The organism is Bradyrhizobium sp. 930_D9_N1_4 (assembly GCF_052076015.1).
Lineage (GTDB): Bacteria > Pseudomonadota > Alphaproteobacteria > Rhizobiales > Xanthobacteraceae > Bradyrhizobium.
In genome coordinates this window covers 2,253,831-2,269,302 of the sequence record NZ_CP197236.1, presented here as the reverse complement: position 1 = coordinate 2,269,302, position 15,472 = coordinate 2,253,831, and the positions used below count along the sequence as shown (strand labels likewise).

The following is a 15,472-nucleotide window of genomic DNA, read 5'->3' as shown; positions in this document are numbered from 1 at the left end:
AGTCTGTCTCCCCGGATGCATGTCTGGATTGCTTCGCTACGCTCGCAATGACGGTGTACTACGGCTTCAGGATCACGCGGTCGCGCGACGAGCCAGCGACAGCGGCATAGGCCTCCCTTGCGCGCTCCAGCGGATACACGGCATTCGCCTTGATCGGGAACGGCTTGAGGTGTCCACTCGCAAAACCGGGGCCGAGATCGCGCAGCACCGCGCCGGTCGCGGCCGAGGACAGCCCGAGCGTGTCGATGCCGACATAGGTGTGCTGCCCCCGGTAGAATTCGAGGATGTTGAACTGCACGATGCGGTCGATCGCGGCGATCAGGATCTGGCGACCGCGTAGCGCAAGCGACTTGTGCGCGGCCTGGAAATAGGGATCGCCGACCGTGTTGAAGACGATGTCCGCGCCCTTGCCACCGGTCAATTCGCGTACGCGCGTGGCGACATCGGTCGCCGAAGCATCGATCACTTCGATGGGGGCATTGGCGTGCCCATCATAGGCTTCCGCCTTGCGCACCACGCCGATGACGCGCGCGCCCTGCCAGGTCGCGATCTGCACCGCGGCCTGACCGACCTTGCCGTTGACGCCAAACACCAGCACCGTTTCGCTCGCCTTTGGAATGCCGGCGCGGCGAAACCCTTCCATCGCGGTGACGAAGGGCACGCCGATGCCGGCGGCCTCTTCCCAGGACACCGTGTTCGGTTTCTCCACCACGGCATCGGCCTCGACGACGAGATGGCTGGCGTGGGTGCCGTCGCGGCGGATGCCGAGATCACCGGAGGAGCCGAACACTTCGCGTCCCACCGCGCCGACCGGCCCGTCGATCACCACGCCGGCGTAATCGCGGCCTGGCGTGCGAGGGAAGATGGCATAGGGCATCAGGCCCGTTGCAGCCTTGACGTCGGAGGGATTGACGGCTGCTGCCTTCACCTCGATCAGCAGATCGTTCGGACCGCGCGTGAGCGCATGATGCTCAACCACCGGCGCGAGTGCGGCAGCGTTCTCGGCTTTGGCATTGAGGCGCACACAGCGCGCTTCGACGGTTTTGGGTGCTGGCGACATGGAAAAGACCCGCAATTTCTCGCGGGCCTTGTCGCCTTTGGGGACGGTCAAGTCAATCCGTCAAGTCAGTCCTTGGGCCGCTTGTCGTAGAGCCGCCTGGCCTTGCCGAGCGAGCGCTCCAGCGTGTCAGGGGGCACGATCTGAACCTTCGAGCTGATCCCGATCGTGTTCTTGATATGGGTCGAAATCCGATCGGCATGGTCGAGCAGACCGCGGCCATCCCAGCTCTCTGTCCGCGCCTCGGCAATGATGGTCAATTCGTCCATGCGACCCTCGCGGGTCAACTCGAGGATGAAGTGTCCGCCGCACCAGTCGGTCGCGAGCAGCACCTCCTCGATCTGGGTCGGGAACAGGTTGACGCCGCGCAGGATGATCATGTCGTCCGAGCGGCCGGTCACCTTCTCCATGCGCCGCATGCCCGGCCGCGCCGTGCCCGGCAGCAGCCGCGTCAGGTCGCGGGTGCGATAGCGGATCACCGGAAAACCTTCCTTGGTGAGCGAGGTGAAAACCAGCTCGCCCTTCTCGCCATCGGGCAGCACCGCGCCTGTCACGGGATCGATCACTTCCGGATAGAAATGGTCCTCCCAGATGTGCAGGCCGTCCTTGGTCTCGATGCACTCCTGCGCGACGCCGGGACCGATCACTTCGGAGAGGCCATAGATGTCGGTCGCATCCATGTCGAAGGCGTGCTCGATCTCTTCACGCATCGCGTTGGTCCAGGGCTCGGCGCCGAAGATGCCGACCTTGAGGGAGCACTGGCGCGGATCGAGCTTTTGCCGCTTGAACTCATCCAGGATCGCCAGCATGTAGCTCGGCGTCACCGTGATGATGTCGGGCCGGAAATCGTTGATGAGCTGCACCTGCCGCTCGGTCATGCCGCCGGAGATCGGCACCACCGTGCAGCCGAGCTTCTCGGCGCCGTAGTGCACGCCGAGACCACCGGTGAAGAGGCCGTAGCCATAGGCGTTGTGAATGATCATGCCGGTGCGGCCGCCGGCGGCGCGGATCGAGCGCGCCATCACCTCCGACCAGGTATCGATGTCGCGTTGCGTATAGCCCACCACGATCGGCTTGCCCGTCGTTCCGGACGACGCATGTACGCGCACCAGCTTTTCGCGCGGCACGGCGAACATGTTGAAGGGATAATTGTCGCGCAGATCCGTCTTCACCGTGAACGGGAACTTCGCGAGATCCGACAACTCGCGAAAGTCTGACGGATGCACACCGGCCTTGTCGAACGCGTTGCGATAGTGCGCGACGTTGTCGTAGGCGTGCTTCAGCGACCAGGCCAGCCGCTGCGTCTGCAGCGCCATGATCTCGTCGCGTGACGCCCGCTCCTGCGCGTCCATCTCGGCCTTATAGGTGTGGCCGCCTTCCTTCAGCTTCGTCGAAGCCATTCTCGTTTCCCCACATTGATTGTTCTTCTCTTTATTGATCTTGCGCCGGCAGCCATTTGCCGGGAATGACACGCGAATGCCCGCGGAATTCCGCAATGACGGTGTCGCCTGCCGTGACCCGCACGTCGTAGATGCCGGAGCGGCCGCCGCGGGTGACCTCGCGCGCCTTCGCGACGAGGCGATCGCCGAGCTTGCCCGGCTTGATGAAGGTGATCTGACCCTGTGCCGCCACGACACGTTCATTGTGCGAATTGCAGGCAAAGGCGAAGGCGGAATCGGCGAGCGTGAAGATGAAGCCGCCATGGGCGATGCGCTGGCCGTTGACCATGTCCGGCCGCACATTCATTGCCAGCGTCGCAAAGCCCGGGCCGATCTCGACGATCTCCATGCCGAGCCCCTTGGAGGCATCGTCCTCCGCCCACATCGCGTCGGCACAGGCGCGGGCAATATCCTCGGGCGACAGGATGGCTTTGACGTTCACGCGCTTCTCCCGGCCAAATGTTTACCCATAATGCTCTGCTGCCTGGCTATAACTGTCAAACGTGATCGTAATCGACCACGACCCGCTCCGACGAGGGCTTGGCCTGGCAGGTCAGGACGAAGCCGGCTTTGAGTTCCCAGGGCTCCAGCGAATAGTTGAGGTCCATCGGCGCCTCGCCTTCAACCAGTTTCGCGCGGCAGGTCGAGCACATGCCGCCCTTGCACGCAAAGGGCAGATCGACACCGGCGCGCAGCGCCGCATCGAGGATCGCCTCGTCCTCGGCGACCGGCACGTCACGGCGCTTGCCGTCGATGATCAGGGAGGCGATCGCCTTCGGCGGCGCGTCCGGTGCAACTATCTTCTTCGGTCGCGGTTTGCCGCCGAACTCGGAGACGAATCGTTCAACATGGATACGCTCTTCCGCGATGCCGAGATCACGACAGGTTGCCTCGATGTCCTCGCTCATGCCGGAGGGACCGCAGACGAAGACATGGTCGACGCTGGCGGCCGGCACCAGGGAGCGCAGCAGCACCCTCACCTTGTCGCCGTCGAGCCGGCCGTGCAGGATCGGGATGTCCTGCTCCTCGCCGGAGATGACGTGGAAGATCGAAAGGCGGTCGATGAAACGATCCTTCAGCTCCTCGAGTGCTTCGAGGAACATGATGTTGTCGGTGGCGCGATTGCCGTAGAACAGGAAGAAGCGGCTGTCCGGCTCCCGCGCGAGAACGCCCTTGACGATCGACAGGATCGGCGTGATGCCGGAGCCTGCGGCAAAGCCGACATGGATGCGTCCGCTATCCGCCGGCGGGACGACGCCAAAGCGTCCGGTCGGCGTCATCACATCGAGTTCGTCGCCGCATTTGAGTTCGTCCGCGGCCCAGTTTGAAAACGCGCCACCGTCGACCTTCTTCACGGCAATACGAATCTCGCCATCGTCGGGCCCGGAACAGATCGAATAAGAGCGACGGACCTCCTCGCCATCCAGCATGGTGCGGAGCGTGAGGTACTGGCCGGGCGCGAAAGCGTAGTCGCCGGCAAGTTCGCCGGGGACCGCAAAGGTCATCGACACGGCGTCGGACGCCTCGCGGCGGAGATCGTTGACGGCCAGGCGATGAAAGCGGGGGGCTGCTGCTGACATTAGAAAGACCCTACATCGCCGTCATTGCGAGGAGCTCTTGCGACGAAGCAATCCAGACTGCCACCGCAGAGACAGTCTGGATTGCTTCGCTGCGCTCGCAATGACGATGGGGTTGGCATCACATGCCCTCAATGACACTTGAAGTAATCAAAGGGTTCGCGGCAGGCCTTGCAGCGCCAGAGCGCCTTGCAGGAGGTCGAGCCGAACTCGGACAACAGCTCGGTCTTGTCCGAGCCGCATTGCGGGCACGCGACGGCCTGCGCGCCAAACAGCGCGCGGCGCGAGTTCGAGCCTTGCGGCGGCGCGATGCCATAGGCGTGCAGCTTGCGGCGGCCCTCCTCGCTCATCCAGTCGGTGGTCCAGGCCGGCGACAGCACGGTGCGCACCTTCGGACGATGGAAACCGGCGCGCTCCAGCGCGACTTCGATTTCGAGCGTAATCATGTTCATGGCCGGGCAGCCCGAATAAGTCGGCGTGATCGCGACCTCGACATGATCGCCGTCGAGAACGACATCACGCAGCACGCCGAGATCGGCGATGGTCAGCACCGGGATTTCGGGATCGACCACGCTTGCGGCGGCATCCCAGGCGCGCCGGCGCAGCTCGCTGTCGCGCTCCAGCACCGTCACCATGTCTGCCCCGGAAACGTGCGCTGCATCGATTGCAGCTCGGACAGGAGATGGCCGAGATGCTCGCTGTGCCGGCCCGCACGCCCACCCTGCTGCATCCAGTCGCTCTGCGGCAGCGTGAGCGCTGCTTCACCGACGACAGCGGAGAGTGTCGTCAGCCAGCGGCCGCGCAAGGTTCCGGGATCGATGGCAATACCGGCATGGATCAGGGCGCGTTCACCGTCGTCGACGGCGAACATCTCGCCGGTGAAGGCCCAGAGGTGATCGATCGCGGCCTGCGCGCGTTGATGGCTCTCGTCCGTGCCGTCGCCGAGCCGGATGATCCATTCCGAGGCATGACGCAGATGATAGGCGCTCTCCTTCTCGGACTTGGCAGCGATGGCCGCGAGCGTCGCATCGCGCGAAGTCATTGTGGCGCGCCAATAGAGGTCGGCAAAGGCAGAATAGAAGAACTGCCGCACCAAGGTCTGGGCGAAGTCGCCATTGGGCTGCTCGACCAGCAGCAGATTCCGGTACTGCCTGACGTCGCGCAGGTAAGCGAGCTTGTCCTCGTCGTTATCGCCGCCTTCGGCCTTCGCGGCATAGCTGTAGAGCTCCCGCGCCTGGCCGATGAGGTCGAGCGCGATATTGGACAGCGCCATGTCCTCTTCCATCATCGGCGCATGCCCGCACCACTCCGACAGCCGGTGGCCGAGGATCAGCGCATCGTCGGCGCGGCGCAGCGTGTAGAGCACCAGCGGCGTTTCGGAGACCTCGATGTTGGCGCTCGCCATTACATGTGCCCCACTTCCTCGGGCACCTCGTAGAACGTCGGATGCCGGTAGATCTTGGATTCGGCCGGTTCGAACATCATGCCCTTTTCGGCGGGGTCGCTTGCGGTGATCGCGGTGGACGGCACGACCCAGATCGAGAGGCCTTCGCCGCGACGGGTGTAAATGTCGCGGGCGGCTTGCAGCGCCATGGTGGCGTCGCTCGCATGCAGCGATCCGACATGCTTGTGCGCGAGCCCGTTGCGGCTGCGAATGAAGACTTCCCACAGCGGCGTGTTCGGCGTGGCCATTGCGATCTCCCTATTCCGCAGCTTGTGCGGTCCGACGCTGCGCGCGCTTGGCGGCATAGGCGGCGGCCGCTTCGCGAACCCAGGCGCCTTCCTCGTGTGACTTGCGGCGCGCAACCATGCGGTCGCGGTTGCACGGACCGTTGCCAGCAAGCACCTGCTTGAACTCGGTCCAGTCGATCTCGCTGTAGCGCCAGTGCCCGTCGGCATCCTGTGTCATGCCCGGATCGGGAATGGTGAGCCCGAGATATTGCGCCTGCGGCACGGTGGCATCGACGAATTTCTGGCGCAGCTCGTCATTGGAGAAGCGCTTGATCTTCCATTTGGTCGAGGTGTCGCTGTGCTGGCTCGTGGCATCGGGCGGGCCGAACATCATCAGCACCGGCCACCACCAGCGGTTCAGCGCATCCTGCGCCATCGCCTTCTGCTCGTCCGAGCCGCGGCACAGCGTCAGCATGATCTCGTAGCCCTGGCGCTGGTGAAACGACTCCTCCTTGCAGACGCGGATCATCGCGCGCGCATAGGGGCCATAGGAGCAGCGGCACAGCGGGATCTGGTTCATGATCGCGGCGCCGTCGACCAGCCATCCGACGGTGCCGATGTCGGCCCAGGTCAGCGTCGGGTAGTTGAAGATCGAGGAGTACTTGGCCTTGCCGGCGAGCATCGCGTCGACCAGCTCTTCGCGCGAGGTGCCGAGCGTCTCGGCGGCGGCGTAGAGATAGAGCCCGTGGCCGCACTCGTCCTGCACCTTGGCAAGCAGCGCGGCCTTGCGGCGCAAGGTCGGCGCGCGCGTGATCCAGTTGCCTTCGGGCAGCATGCCGACGATTTCGGAATGGGCGTGCTGGGAAATCTGGCGGGTGAGCGTCTTACGATAGGCCGCCGGCATCCAGTCGTTCGGCTCGATGCGCTCCTCGGCATCGATGCGGGCCTGGAATTGCGCAGCCTTGGCCGCGTCCTCGAGACCGCGATCGTCCGCCTCGGCCGTGTTCAGCGCCTGGGTATACATGCGCATCCTCCCGTTTTATTGGGAGGCAATATATAACAAGAATTACGTCATGCAAGATATTTCTGTAACATGTCGATCAGACTTCGAATCTCCTCTCCAGAAGCTTCCGGGCCGGAGGCAGCGCGCCTTCTTCATTGGTTCCATGGCCGTCAAGCCATTGTTCGGACGCAGCAAGCAGCGCGCGATAGATCTCGCCGCAGAGTTCACGCGCCGCCCGGCCCGGCCAATCAGCCGGCAGCAGGCTGTCCGGCAGCAATGGATCGCGCAGCACGACGCGGCGGTAATGGTGGATCAACAAGATGCGCGCGGTGAAGGCATCAGCCTCGGACAAATCCGTGCCGCGCGCGATCGCAGCGCGCAACGGCTCGAACGTCTTCATGAATTTCAGATAGGCGTCCGCGGTGCGTTCCAGCGGCCAGCTCGCACTGAGCAGACGGCGACCGCTGTCGTCTTCGGCCGAGACTTCGAGACGAATGGCGCCCGCGGCCTCGTCCGGCACGGGCACGCCCGAAGGTGCCACCCAGACGCCCGGCAGCGGACTGCCGAAGCCGGCATTGCGCAGTGCGTCGCGCGAGGCGTCGCGATCTTCGCCATTGCCGATCAGCAGCAGCTCGAAGCGTCCGGTCCAGTCCGACGGCGGCGGATCGTAGATGTGGCGCGTGGCGGCTTCGAAGGTCTGGCTGCCCTTGTCGGCCAGGCGATAGAAACTGTTGCGGCCGACCTTTTCGCGCGTCAGCCAGCCATCGGCGGCGAGGCGCGACATCGCGGTGCGGACGACGCCGCTGTCGATATCGAGGCTTTCGAAAAATTCCAGCAGCGTGCCGAGCCACACCGAGCCACCGCGCGGCACGATGGCGTCGCCGAACACGGTAATGACGATGGAGCCGGTGCGCGATGGCTCGCGCTTGAGCTGGTCGATGATGCGGGACAACGGATGCGCCATGCGCGAGGCATAGCGCGTTTGGTGCGGGCGCGACAATGGACGGGTGCGACAATGCGAGAGCCGGGCTCTCTCCTTCGAGACGGCGCTTCGCGCCTCCTCAGGATGAGGTCTGACTGCCTTGGCTCGGCGTCACTCGCTCTCAACCCTCATGGTGAGGAGCGCGGCACAGCCGCGCGTCTCGAACCATGCAGGCCCGGCTATCGATGCGGATCGGGATAGACCATGCTGCGCCAGCCGCTGCGGTCGAAGGGGCGCCACTGGCCTTCCTTCTGCGCGAGGCGATCGGCCACTGCATAGACGGCGGCGGGATGGTGGCCCATGCCGCAATGGCTGCTCTCGATCTCGATGCTCTCGGTCTGCGCCCCCGACTTCTCCATGCAGCCCTGCCAGGCGCAGACGCCGTCGGTGCGGCTGAAGATGGCGGTTGTCGGCACCGGCGGCGGAACGGCGAGATCGCCCCCGAAGCGCGGATCGACCTGATCGGATTTCTGCCCGCTGACCCATTCATAGACCTGCCAGGCATTGGTCGAACGGGGATCGCCGGCAAAGGGGCTGCCGAGCGTGATCACCTGACGCACGCGCTCGGGCATCATCTTGGCGAGCTGGCGCGCGTAGAGGCCGCCGAGGCTCCAGCCGACCAGGCTGATCTTGCAGCCATGCTTGTCGCTGAGCTCCTCGACCAGATCGACCATGGCATGCTGGACGCCCTCACGCAGGCCGTAATTGCGGCCCTGACGCCAGCCGCTCGCCGCATAGCCCTTGCCCGACAGAAACGTCCGCAGTGCGCGCGTGGATGCATCGGAGGCCACAAGGCCCGGCAGCACCAGCACCGGATGCCCGTCGCCACGCGGCGCGAGGCTGAGCAGCGGCAGCGCGCCGAGAAATGCGCCGAACTCGTGGATCGCGCGCCCCTCCAGGAACATCAGAGTACGGGACGGCGGACGCAGCGTCTGGGCGGTAGCGGTCATCAATTAATCCCCTGGAGCAAAATTCCTGGAAAGCCCGCCGGCAGCGATGCCGGCAAATGGGCATGAATTCCAACACGCCGGCTTCTTGAACGTTCCGCAGCGCAACATGAATCAGTTAGGCGGCCGGTTCCGCACATTCAAGCGGGAGAGACACGAGGCCACAATAGGCCTACGCGTTAATGCTAACGGCCGTGACGCAAAAGTCACAGCAATCGAAGCAGGGATTCTACGGAGTAAAGCGCGAGGCCGGCGAGGCCGCCGATCAGCGAACCGTTGAAGCGGATGTATTGCAGGTCGCGCCCGATGTTGATTTCGATCAGCGAAATCAGCTGCGCCATGTCCCAGCCCTTGACCTGGTCGGAGATGAAAGTCGAGACGCCGCTCTTCTGGTCGGAGACGAAGCTGCGCAGCACGGCCACCAGGCCTTTGTTGATCTCGCCTCGCAGCTCGGCATCGCCGGCCAGCGCTTCGCCCGCGGCGACGAACATGCCGGCAAGATGGTGCTGCAAGACTTGCGTTTCGCCCGACGCGCTACGCTCGATGAAAGAGCGTGTGTTGGCCCAGACGGTGCGCGCGAGATCGGCAAGCTCGGGCCGCGCAAGCAGATCGCGCTTCAATCCGTCGATGCGGTCGATATAGGCCTGGTCGGTGCCGAGCCGGTCGACGAAGCTCAGCACCATGCGGTCGAACTCGCCGCGGAACGGATGCTTGGGATCGCTGCGCACCTCGTTGAAGAAAGCGGTGGCGGATGACACGATCTTGTTCACCAGAAACTTGTCGGCGCGATAGAGCCTGAGCAGGGTCGGCAACTCCGCGCGCACCTTCTCGCGGATCATCGCCATCGTCTCCGTCTGGTTCAGCGTCTCGTGCATCACGCGCAGGAGATCGTCGAACAGGATCTGATGCCGCCCCTCCGCCACGAAGCCGCGCAACGTGCCGGCCGCGAGTGGCGCGAGGTCGATCGCCTGGAGCTGCGAGGACATGCGGCGGATGATGAACGTCATCAGGCCGGAGCTCTCAGTCGCGGAGACGGCCTCCGGCAGCAGGCGCAACGCAAAGCGCGCGAGATCATCGCTGCGCTTGCGGTCGCGCAGCCAGTCCGCGACGAAAGAACCGAAATCAATCTCCCTCAGCTTGGCCTCGACCGGACCTGCCTCGAGGAAATGCACCTGAATGAACTCGCCGAGCTTGTCGGCGATGCGGGCCTGATTGCTCTGGATGATCGCGGTATGCGGGATCGGCAGGCCCAGCGGCCGCTTGAACAGCGCGACCACCGCATACCAGTCGGCGATCCCGCCGATGGTCGCAGCCTCCGCGAAGGCCGCGATGAAGCCGAACACGGGATGCACCGGCAGCAGCCATTTCGCGACGACGAACAGCGCCAGCGTCGAGGCCAGCACCAGCGTCGCCAGCGCCTTCACGCGGCGCAGCTCGGCCGCGCGTTCGGCGTCGCCCGGGGTATCGAAGAAGGTGCCTGATGAAGCCATGACTGCATCACCCTACCCGTCATTGCGAGCGAAGCGAAGCAATCCAGAATCTTTCCATGGAGACGAACTGGATTGCTTCGCTTCGCTCGCAATGACGACTGCCAATGACGGCGGTGCCACGAAAACAAAAGGCCCGCCGAAGCGGGCCTCAAATTTCAGTTTGGTCTCAGGGCGCCGGATCAGGCGGTCTTGTTGTAGACCTTGGCAAAGTTGTCCTGAGCGGACTTCGCACCATTGGCGGCGAGCTCGCCGAAATAGTCGGCGGTCGCCTTGGCGCGCGAGACGAACACTTCGCCGCGGGCGCGGAGCAGGCCCGACTGGATCTCGACGGCTTCGCTGACCGACTTGGCCGAGGCGAGCTTGTCGATGCCGGCGAAGAACGCCTGGGCGTCGTCATAAATCGCCTGCTGGATGTTGCGGCTGATCTTGCCGGCTTCAGTGACGGACTCGGTCACCGCGCTCTCGACGGCGGCGGTCACGCGCTCGGAGCCAGCGAACACCTCGGCAGCACGGTCCTTGGCGGTGTTGGCAGACTTCTTCACGAACTCGCGGGCGGCCTCGGGAACTTCCAGGTTCTGGATGTTCTTGAACGCGTCTTTGAAGCCTTCGAAAGCGGTGTTGGTTTCGGTGGTCATGGGGTTCTCTCCATCCTCATTGTTTTGAGCTATGGGCTCACCCCGTCCGCATTGGCCCGGGGCACGACTTATATGGCATAGTTAATTGTGCGATGCAATATTCATATTGCACTGCGATATCACGAATCCGTGAACGGCCTTAACGGGAGGCAACCTGATGCTTCCGTAGCCAGCCTGTTCCCCCTCAGACTAGACGCTCCTAGTGGTGGACGGCGCCAGGCAGCCCGTAGGCCTCCATCTGGGCCTGAACCTGCGCGATGTTGTGGCCGAGCACGACAATGTCGTGGGTCTTGCCGTCGACATCCCTGACGTGGTCGCGCAGCAACGCCTCGGCCTTGAAGCCGAGGCTCTCGAACAGCGCGATCGCAGCCTGCTGGTCCACCGTCATCTGGACCGAGAGCTTTTCGAGGCCGGCACCGAGCGCGAGGGCAAAGGTCTCCTGCGACAGCGCCCGCCCGACCCCCTTCCCGCGCACGTCGAGCGAAACCACCATGCGGATCTCGCCGACATGGGGCGACCAGGAATGCGGATCGCGCACCAGCGTGCCGCAGCCGACGACCTTGGCATCCCTCACGGCAAGAAGACTGGTGATCGCACCGCGCTCGATCTCCTTGACCCAGGCCGACAGCACCTTCGGCTCGCTGATGTTGCGCGGCAGAAAGAGCAGGTCATGGGTCGGCAGGCCCTGGCCGAAGGCAAGCACCGCGGCCTCGTCCGCGGGCGACATCACGCGGATTTCGATATCGCCGGCATCGGTCTTGACGTGTCGCGGATAGGAACGCTGCTCACTCATGTCGATCTCTTCCCCAGCCAGGAGTCCAGTTTCGGCCACAGCCGCTTCACCGCATTGGCCCCGGCGACCAGCGAGACGTGACCGCCCTTCAGCATCACCTCTTCCTTGTCCTCGGAGCCGATCTTCGCAATCAAATGCTTGGCAGCGTCATAGGGCACGATGTGATCGTGTTCGGCGACCGCATGCAGGAACGGCACCTTGATGTCTTCGAGCTTCGCCGCGCGGCCGCCGACCGACATGGTGTCGTTGAACAGCTTGTTGTCCCACATCAGGTCCTTGGTGATGGTGCGGAAGTATTCCCCCGCGAGCGGCAGCGTGTCGGTCGCCCAGCGGTCGAACATCCGGTACGACTTCACGAACTCGTCGTTCCAGATATTTTCCCAGAGCTGGATCTGGCTCACCGTGCGCGAAGCCGGGCGCAACATCTCGAACGAGGACAGGATCATTTCCGGCGGCACGTTGCCGACACTGTCGACGAGGCGGTCGACGTCGAAATAGCGGCGGTCGGAGAAATTTGAGAACAGCTTCATCTCGCGGAAGTCGATCGGCGTCGTAAAGCAGATCAGATTCTTCATCGGCCCATCCTGATGGATCGAGCCATAGAGCAGCGACAGCACGCCGCCGAAGCAATAGCCGATGACGGAAACCTCCTGCTCGCCGGAATCGGCCTGCACGCGGCGGACGCAATCCGGGATGAAGTCGAGGACATAGTCCTCCATCCGCAGGCTCTTCTCCTCCGGCCGCGGCGCGCTCCAGTCGAGCATGTAGACGTCGTAGCCGCGCTTCAACAGGAACTCGATGAAGCTCTGGCCGGGCACGAGGTCGAGAATGTAGCCGCGGTTGGTGGTGGCCATCACGATCAGCACCGGGACGCGGTAGATCTCGTCCGACATCGGCCGATAATGATAGAGGCTCATCGTGCCCCGCGAATGCAGCACGTCCTTCGGCGTCGAGCCGAGCGTGGGGCCGGAGGTCGAGAAATACTCGACGCCCTTGATGCTGCGCTGGATCGCGCGCTGCACCTCGGACTGAATTCGCTCCGGGATGGCCGCAAAATCAAGTCCCGTCGGCGCGTTCATGTCTGCTCTCCGTTTTCGGAGGGCGGGCGCTTCGTCCGCGGCGGCTTCGGCGCCCCGTCGAAACCTTGCGAGATTCCGGAACTTGCTGCCATCTGGCTCAGCATCGACTTCATCTCGCCAATCTGCGATTCAATCGATTGAAGCCGTTCAGCGAGACTCGTCACCTGCTCCCGGCTCGGCAGGTTCATCGTGACGAGGTATTTCTCCATGAGCTCGCCGAGCTGCTTCTGAGCACCTGCAGCAACTCCTCCTGCGCGGTTCACGACTTGCGAAAATTCGGGCGAAGACATGGCCTGGTTGGCGAAGGAGTTGAATCCCTTCTCCATCTCGCCCACCATCTTCTGCCACATGGCAACGGGGTCATTGGTCTTGTCGGTCATCGGCGTCCTCCTGATATCGAGAGCTGCGATGCCCTTCTTTTTTGCCATACCACACCGTTGCGCGATGCCGGTCAACCGGCAGGTCGCCCAGTGCGGCGCACACCGCTTCTGTGCGGCGTGAAACCGTGCGATACACAGGGATCAGAAGCGAAGGGAACGCATCCGTGATCGCCCATCAGCCACCCCAGACCGTCCGCGCCAACGGCATCGACATCTGCTACGAGATCTTCGGCAACGACAATGCCGAGCCGCTGCTGCTGATCATGGGGCTCGGGGCGCAGATGATCCACTGGGACGATGCGTTCTGCGAGCAACTCGCGACACATGGTTTTCGCGTGATCCGCTTCGACAATCGCGACATCGGCAAATCGAGCCATCTTACCGGCGGCAAGCGCCTGACGCCGCTCGAATTGCTGAAGCTGCGCTTTCTCAGAATTCCCGTCGCGGCGACCTACAAGCTGATCGACATGGCCAAGGACACGGTCGGCCTGATGGACGCGCTCGGCATCAAGTCGGCACATCTCGTCGGCGCCTCCATGGGCGGCATGATCGCGCAGGAGGTGACGCTGTCGTTTCCCGAGCGCGTGCGCTCGCTGACCTCGATCATGTCGACGACGGGCAATCCGCGCGTGCCGCCGCCGACGCGCGAGGCCGCCGCAATGCTGATGGCGCCGCCGCCACAGAGCAAGGAGGAGTTCATCGTCCGTTACGGCCAGACCTGGAAAGTGTTGCGCGCCGGGTCCTTTCCGGAAGAAGAGGCGCTCGACCCCGATCGTGCCGAGCGCGTGTTTGCGCGCGGGCTCAATCCGGCCGGCGTCGGCCGGCAGCTCCGCGCCGTGCTCGCCTCCGGCAGCCGCAAGGAACGGCTGCATGGCGTGAAGACGCCGACGCTGGTGATCCACGGCACGGTCGATCCCCTGGTCCGTCCCGAGGGCGGCAAGGACACCGCAGAGTCGATTCCGGGCGCCAAGCTGTTGATGATCGACGGTATGGGCCATGCCTTGCCTATGCGCTTCTGGCCCGAGATCATCCGTGCCATCGACAAGCACGCGCATGGCGCGGGGGCACAGGCGGCTTAGACCAACCCAGGTCTCCTGACGGTGACCATGTAAGCTGTTGGTTACTCTCTTAACGCGGGCCGACACCAAGGCTATACAAGTCTCCCTCAATCGCAGCACAGAGGCTGCGGCCTCTCGGAGCTCACATGCATCTCATCGTCCGCCCTGTCGCAATGATTGCGGCCTCCATTCTCTTGCTGTCCTTCGGAGGCGGCGCCGCGATCGCTGGCAGCGCTCAGGAGGAGGCCAATCGCGCCGCCGTTCTTGCCTTCTACGAGAAGGGCCTCAACCAGAAGGACGTCGATGCAGCCCTTGCCTATGTCGGCAACCGTTATGTCCAGCACAATCCAAACGCCGCAGACGGTCCCGACGGCTTCCGGAAGTTCATCGGATTCCTGCGTGAAAAATTTCCGAACTCGCACAGCGAGATCAAGCGCAGCTTCGTGGATGGCGACTTCGTCATCCTGCACGTTCACGCGGTTCGCGAGCCCGGAACGAGAGGCAATGCGATTGTCGACATCTTCAAGCTGGAGAACGGCAAGATCGTCGAGCACTGGGACGCCGTTCAGCCCATCCCGGAAAACCCGGCGAACAGCAACACGATGTTCTAGCGCGGCGGCGTAGCCCGGATGGAGCGCAGCGCAATCCGGGACCACCTTGCCGCGGCGAAGCCTATTTTTTCTTCGCCATCCAGATCACATGACGCGCACCGCCGCCTTTGCCCATGGCGCGGACGTTGACCTCGTTGACCTCGAAGCCGGCGCGCCCGATGCGCTTGGTGAAGGCGGGATTGGGTCCCGACGACCAGACGGCGAGCACGCCGCCCGGCCGCAGCGCCGTCTTCGCCGCCGTCAGCCCGCTCGCACTGTAGAGCGCATCATTGCCTTTGCGGGTCAGCCCCTCCGGCCCATTGTCGACGTCGAGCAGAATGGCGTCGAAGGCCGAACTCTTGGCACGGATGACTTCGCCGACGTCGATCTCGCGGATGCTCACCCTGGCATCATCGAGACTATCGCCGAAGACCTCCGCCATCGGGCCGCGCGCCCAGGCAACCACGGACGGCACCAACTCGGAGACCACGATTTTCGCCTTGCTCCCGAGCACGGTGAGCGCCGCACGCAAGGTAAAGCCCATGCCGAGGCCGCCGATGAGGACGACCGGTTTGGCGACCGTCTCGATCTGCTTCGCGGCAAGCGTTGCGAGTGCGGCTTCCGAGCCCGACAGGCGGTTGTTCATCAGCTCATTGGTGCCGAGCTTGATGGAGAACTCCTTGCCGCGCCGCATCAGGCGAAGCTCTTCGTCGGAGCCGGGGATCTTGGCGGTGTCGAGTTTTTCCCAGGGAATCATGGGAGACGTTTAGC

18 protein-coding genes are annotated in these 15,472 nt (G+C 63.8%); 2 read left to right on the top strand and 16 right to left on the bottom strand.

The features are described from left to right. Positions 1–58: 58 nt before the first annotated feature. The 15 genes from AB7532_RS10565 to AB7532_RS10495 all read right to left on the bottom strand — a co-directional run bounded on the left by AB7532_RS10565 (position 59) and on the right by AB7532_RS10495 (position 13,053). Positions 59–1,060, bottom strand: coding sequence for a quinone oxidoreductase family protein (locus tag AB7532_RS10565; RefSeq protein WP_441234729.1), 1,002 nt, complete (start codon positions 1,058–1,060; stop codon positions 59–61). A 65-nt stretch (positions 1,061–1,125) separates the two neighbouring features. Further along, positions 1,126–2,457 (bottom strand): phenylacetate--CoA ligase PaaK, encoded by a 1,332-nt coding sequence (gene paaK, locus AB7532_RS10560; RefSeq protein WP_441234728.1) that lies wholly within the window; start codon positions 2,455–2,457, stop codon positions 1,126–1,128. Positions 2,458–2,488: 31 nt separating this feature from the next. After that, on the bottom strand, positions 2,489–2,938 hold the full coding sequence (gene paaI / locus AB7532_RS10555) for a hydroxyphenylacetyl-CoA thioesterase PaaI (protein ID WP_441234727.1): 450 nt from the start codon (positions 2,936–2,938) through the stop codon (positions 2,489–2,491). A gap of 55 nt (positions 2,939–2,993) precedes the next feature. Next, positions 2,994–4,076 (bottom strand): 1,2-phenylacetyl-CoA epoxidase subunit PaaE, encoded by a 1,083-nt coding sequence (gene paaE, locus AB7532_RS10550; protein WP_441234726.1) that lies wholly within the window; start codon positions 4,074–4,076, stop codon positions 2,994–2,996. A 128-nt stretch (positions 4,077–4,204) separates the two neighbouring features. After that, positions 4,205–4,708, bottom strand: a complete 504-nt coding sequence (gene paaD / locus AB7532_RS10545) for a 1,2-phenylacetyl-CoA epoxidase subunit PaaD (protein ID WP_441234725.1) — start codon at positions 4,706–4,708, stop codon at positions 4,205–4,207. Further along, on the bottom strand, positions 4,702–5,478 hold the full coding sequence (gene paaC, locus AB7532_RS10540) for a 1,2-phenylacetyl-CoA epoxidase subunit PaaC (RefSeq protein ID WP_441234724.1): 777 nt from the start codon (positions 5,476–5,478) through the stop codon (positions 4,702–4,704). Before paaC ends, paaD begins: the two co-directional genes overlap by 7 nt. After that, positions 5,478–5,765: a 1,2-phenylacetyl-CoA epoxidase subunit PaaB gene (gene paaB, locus AB7532_RS10535; protein WP_008136594.1), complete on the bottom strand. Its 288-nt coding sequence runs from the start codon at positions 5,763–5,765 to the stop codon at positions 5,478–5,480. Before paaB ends, paaC begins: the two co-directional genes overlap by 1 nt. Positions 5,766–5,775: 10 nt before the next feature. Further along, positions 5,776–6,768 carry a 1,2-phenylacetyl-CoA epoxidase subunit PaaA gene (paaA, locus tag AB7532_RS10530; protein ID WP_441234723.1) on the bottom strand — a complete coding sequence of 331 codons (993 nt, stop codon included), beginning with the start codon at positions 6,766–6,768 and terminating at the stop codon, positions 5,776–5,778. A 76-nt stretch (positions 6,769–6,844) separates the two neighbouring features. Further along, complete coding sequence (gene paaX, locus AB7532_RS10525) at positions 6,845–7,711, bottom strand: phenylacetic acid degradation operon negative regulatory protein PaaX (protein ID WP_441234722.1); 867 nt, start codon at positions 7,709–7,711, stop codon at positions 6,845–6,847. Positions 7,712–7,908: 197 nt separating this feature from the next. Next, a complete protein-coding gene (locus AB7532_RS10520) occupies positions 7,909–8,679 on the bottom strand; it encodes an alpha/beta hydrolase (protein WP_441234721.1) in 771 nt (256 codons plus the stop codon). Between the two features lie 203 nt (positions 8,680–8,882). Continuing rightward, on the bottom strand, positions 8,883–10,166 hold the full coding sequence (locus AB7532_RS10515; RefSeq protein WP_441234720.1) for a DUF445 domain-containing protein: 1,284 nt from the start codon (positions 10,164–10,166) through the stop codon (positions 8,883–8,885). A 179-nt stretch (positions 10,167–10,345) separates the two neighbouring features. Further along, on the bottom strand, positions 10,346–10,801 hold the full coding sequence (locus tag AB7532_RS10510; protein ID WP_441234719.1) for a phasin: 456 nt from the start codon (positions 10,799–10,801) through the stop codon (positions 10,346–10,348). Between the two features lie 199 nt (positions 10,802–11,000). Further along, positions 11,001–11,594: an N-acetyltransferase family protein gene (locus AB7532_RS10505; protein WP_441234718.1), complete on the bottom strand. Its 594-nt coding sequence runs from the start codon at positions 11,592–11,594 to the stop codon at positions 11,001–11,003. Next, complete coding sequence (locus AB7532_RS10500) at positions 11,591–12,673, bottom strand: PHA/PHB synthase family protein (protein WP_441234717.1); 1,083 nt, start codon at positions 12,671–12,673, stop codon at positions 11,591–11,593. The genes AB7532_RS10505 and AB7532_RS10500 overlap by 4 nt, the downstream gene beginning before the upstream one ends. Further along, positions 12,670–13,053 carry a hypothetical protein gene (locus tag AB7532_RS10495; RefSeq protein WP_441234716.1) on the bottom strand — a complete coding sequence of 128 codons (384 nt, stop codon included), beginning with the start codon at positions 13,051–13,053 and terminating at the stop codon, positions 12,670–12,672. The genes AB7532_RS10500 and AB7532_RS10495 overlap by 4 nt, the downstream gene beginning before the upstream one ends. Before the next feature lie 164 nt (positions 13,054–13,217). On the opposite strand from AB7532_RS10495, the gene AB7532_RS10490 reads away from it, so the two are divergent. Both AB7532_RS10490 and AB7532_RS10485 read left to right on the top strand, forming a co-directional pair. Next, positions 13,218–14,132 (top strand): alpha/beta fold hydrolase, encoded by a 915-nt coding sequence (locus AB7532_RS10490; protein WP_441234715.1) that lies wholly within the window; start codon positions 13,218–13,220, stop codon positions 14,130–14,132. Between the two features lie 125 nt (positions 14,133–14,257). Then, the gene (locus AB7532_RS10485; RefSeq protein WP_441234714.1) at positions 14,258–14,722 is read left to right on the top strand and encodes a nuclear transport factor 2 family protein; all 465 of its coding nucleotides are present in this window, start codon (positions 14,258–14,260) and stop codon (positions 14,720–14,722) included. Positions 14,723–14,783: 61 nt separating this feature from the next. Here AB7532_RS10485 and AB7532_RS10480 read toward each other — a convergent pair whose 3' ends face one another. After that, complete coding sequence (locus tag AB7532_RS10480) at positions 14,784–15,458, bottom strand: spermidine synthase (protein WP_441234713.1); 675 nt, start codon at positions 15,456–15,458, stop codon at positions 14,784–14,786. Positions 15,459–15,472 lie beyond the last annotated feature (14 nt).

Bases quoted from the DNA above. Each gene is read 5' to 3' on its own strand.
- AB7532_RS10565 (WP_441234729.1), bottom strand. From the start codon at position 1,060: ATGTCGCCAGCACCCAAAACCGTCGAAGCGCGCTGTGTGCGCCTCAAT.
- paaK (WP_441234728.1), bottom strand. From the start codon at position 2,457: ATGGCTTCGACGAAGCTGAAGGAAGGCGGCCACACCTATAAGGCCGAG.
- paaE (WP_441234726.1), bottom strand. From the start codon at position 4,076: ATGTCAGCAGCAGCCCCCCGCTTTCATCGCCTGGCCGTCAACGATCTC.
- paaD (WP_441234725.1), bottom strand. From the start codon at position 4,708: ATGGTGACGGTGCTGGAGCGCGACAGCGAGCTGCGCCGGCGCGCCTGG.
- paaC (WP_441234724.1), bottom strand. From the start codon at position 5,478: ATGGCGAGCGCCAACATCGAGGTCTCCGAAACGCCGCTGGTGCTCTAC.
- paaB (WP_008136594.1), bottom strand. From the start codon at position 5,765: ATGGCCACGCCGAACACGCCGCTGTGGGAAGTCTTCATTCGCAGCCGC.
- paaA (WP_441234723.1), bottom strand. From the start codon at position 6,768: ATGTATACCCAGGCGCTGAACACGGCCGAGGCGGACGATCGCGGTCTC.
- paaX (WP_441234722.1), bottom strand. From the start codon at position 7,711: ATGGCGCATCCGTTGTCCCGCATCATCGACCAGCTCAAGCGCGAGCCA.
- AB7532_RS10520 (WP_441234721.1), bottom strand. From the start codon at position 8,679: ATGACCGCTACCGCCCAGACGCTGCGTCCGCCGTCCCGTACTCTGATG.
- AB7532_RS10515 (WP_441234720.1), bottom strand. From the start codon at position 10,166: ATGGCTTCATCAGGCACCTTCTTCGATACCCCGGGCGACGCCGAACGC.
- AB7532_RS10510 (WP_441234719.1), bottom strand. From the start codon at position 10,801: ATGACCACCGAAACCAACACCGCTTTCGAAGGCTTCAAAGACGCGTTC.
- AB7532_RS10505 (WP_441234718.1), bottom strand. From the start codon at position 11,594: ATGAGTGAGCAGCGTTCCTATCCGCGACACGTCAAGACCGATGCCGGC.
- AB7532_RS10500 (WP_441234717.1), bottom strand. From the start codon at position 12,673: ATGAACGCGCCGACGGGACTTGATTTTGCGGCCATCCCGGAGCGAATT.
- AB7532_RS10495 (WP_441234716.1), bottom strand. From the start codon at position 13,053: ATGACCGACAAGACCAATGACCCCGTTGCCATGTGGCAGAAGATGGTG.
- AB7532_RS10485 (WP_441234714.1), top strand. From the start codon at position 14,258: ATGCATCTCATCGTCCGCCCTGTCGCAATGATTGCGGCCTCCATTCTC.
- AB7532_RS10480 (WP_441234713.1), bottom strand. From the start codon at position 15,458: ATGATTCCCTGGGAAAAACTCGACACCGCCAAGATCCCCGGCTCCGAC.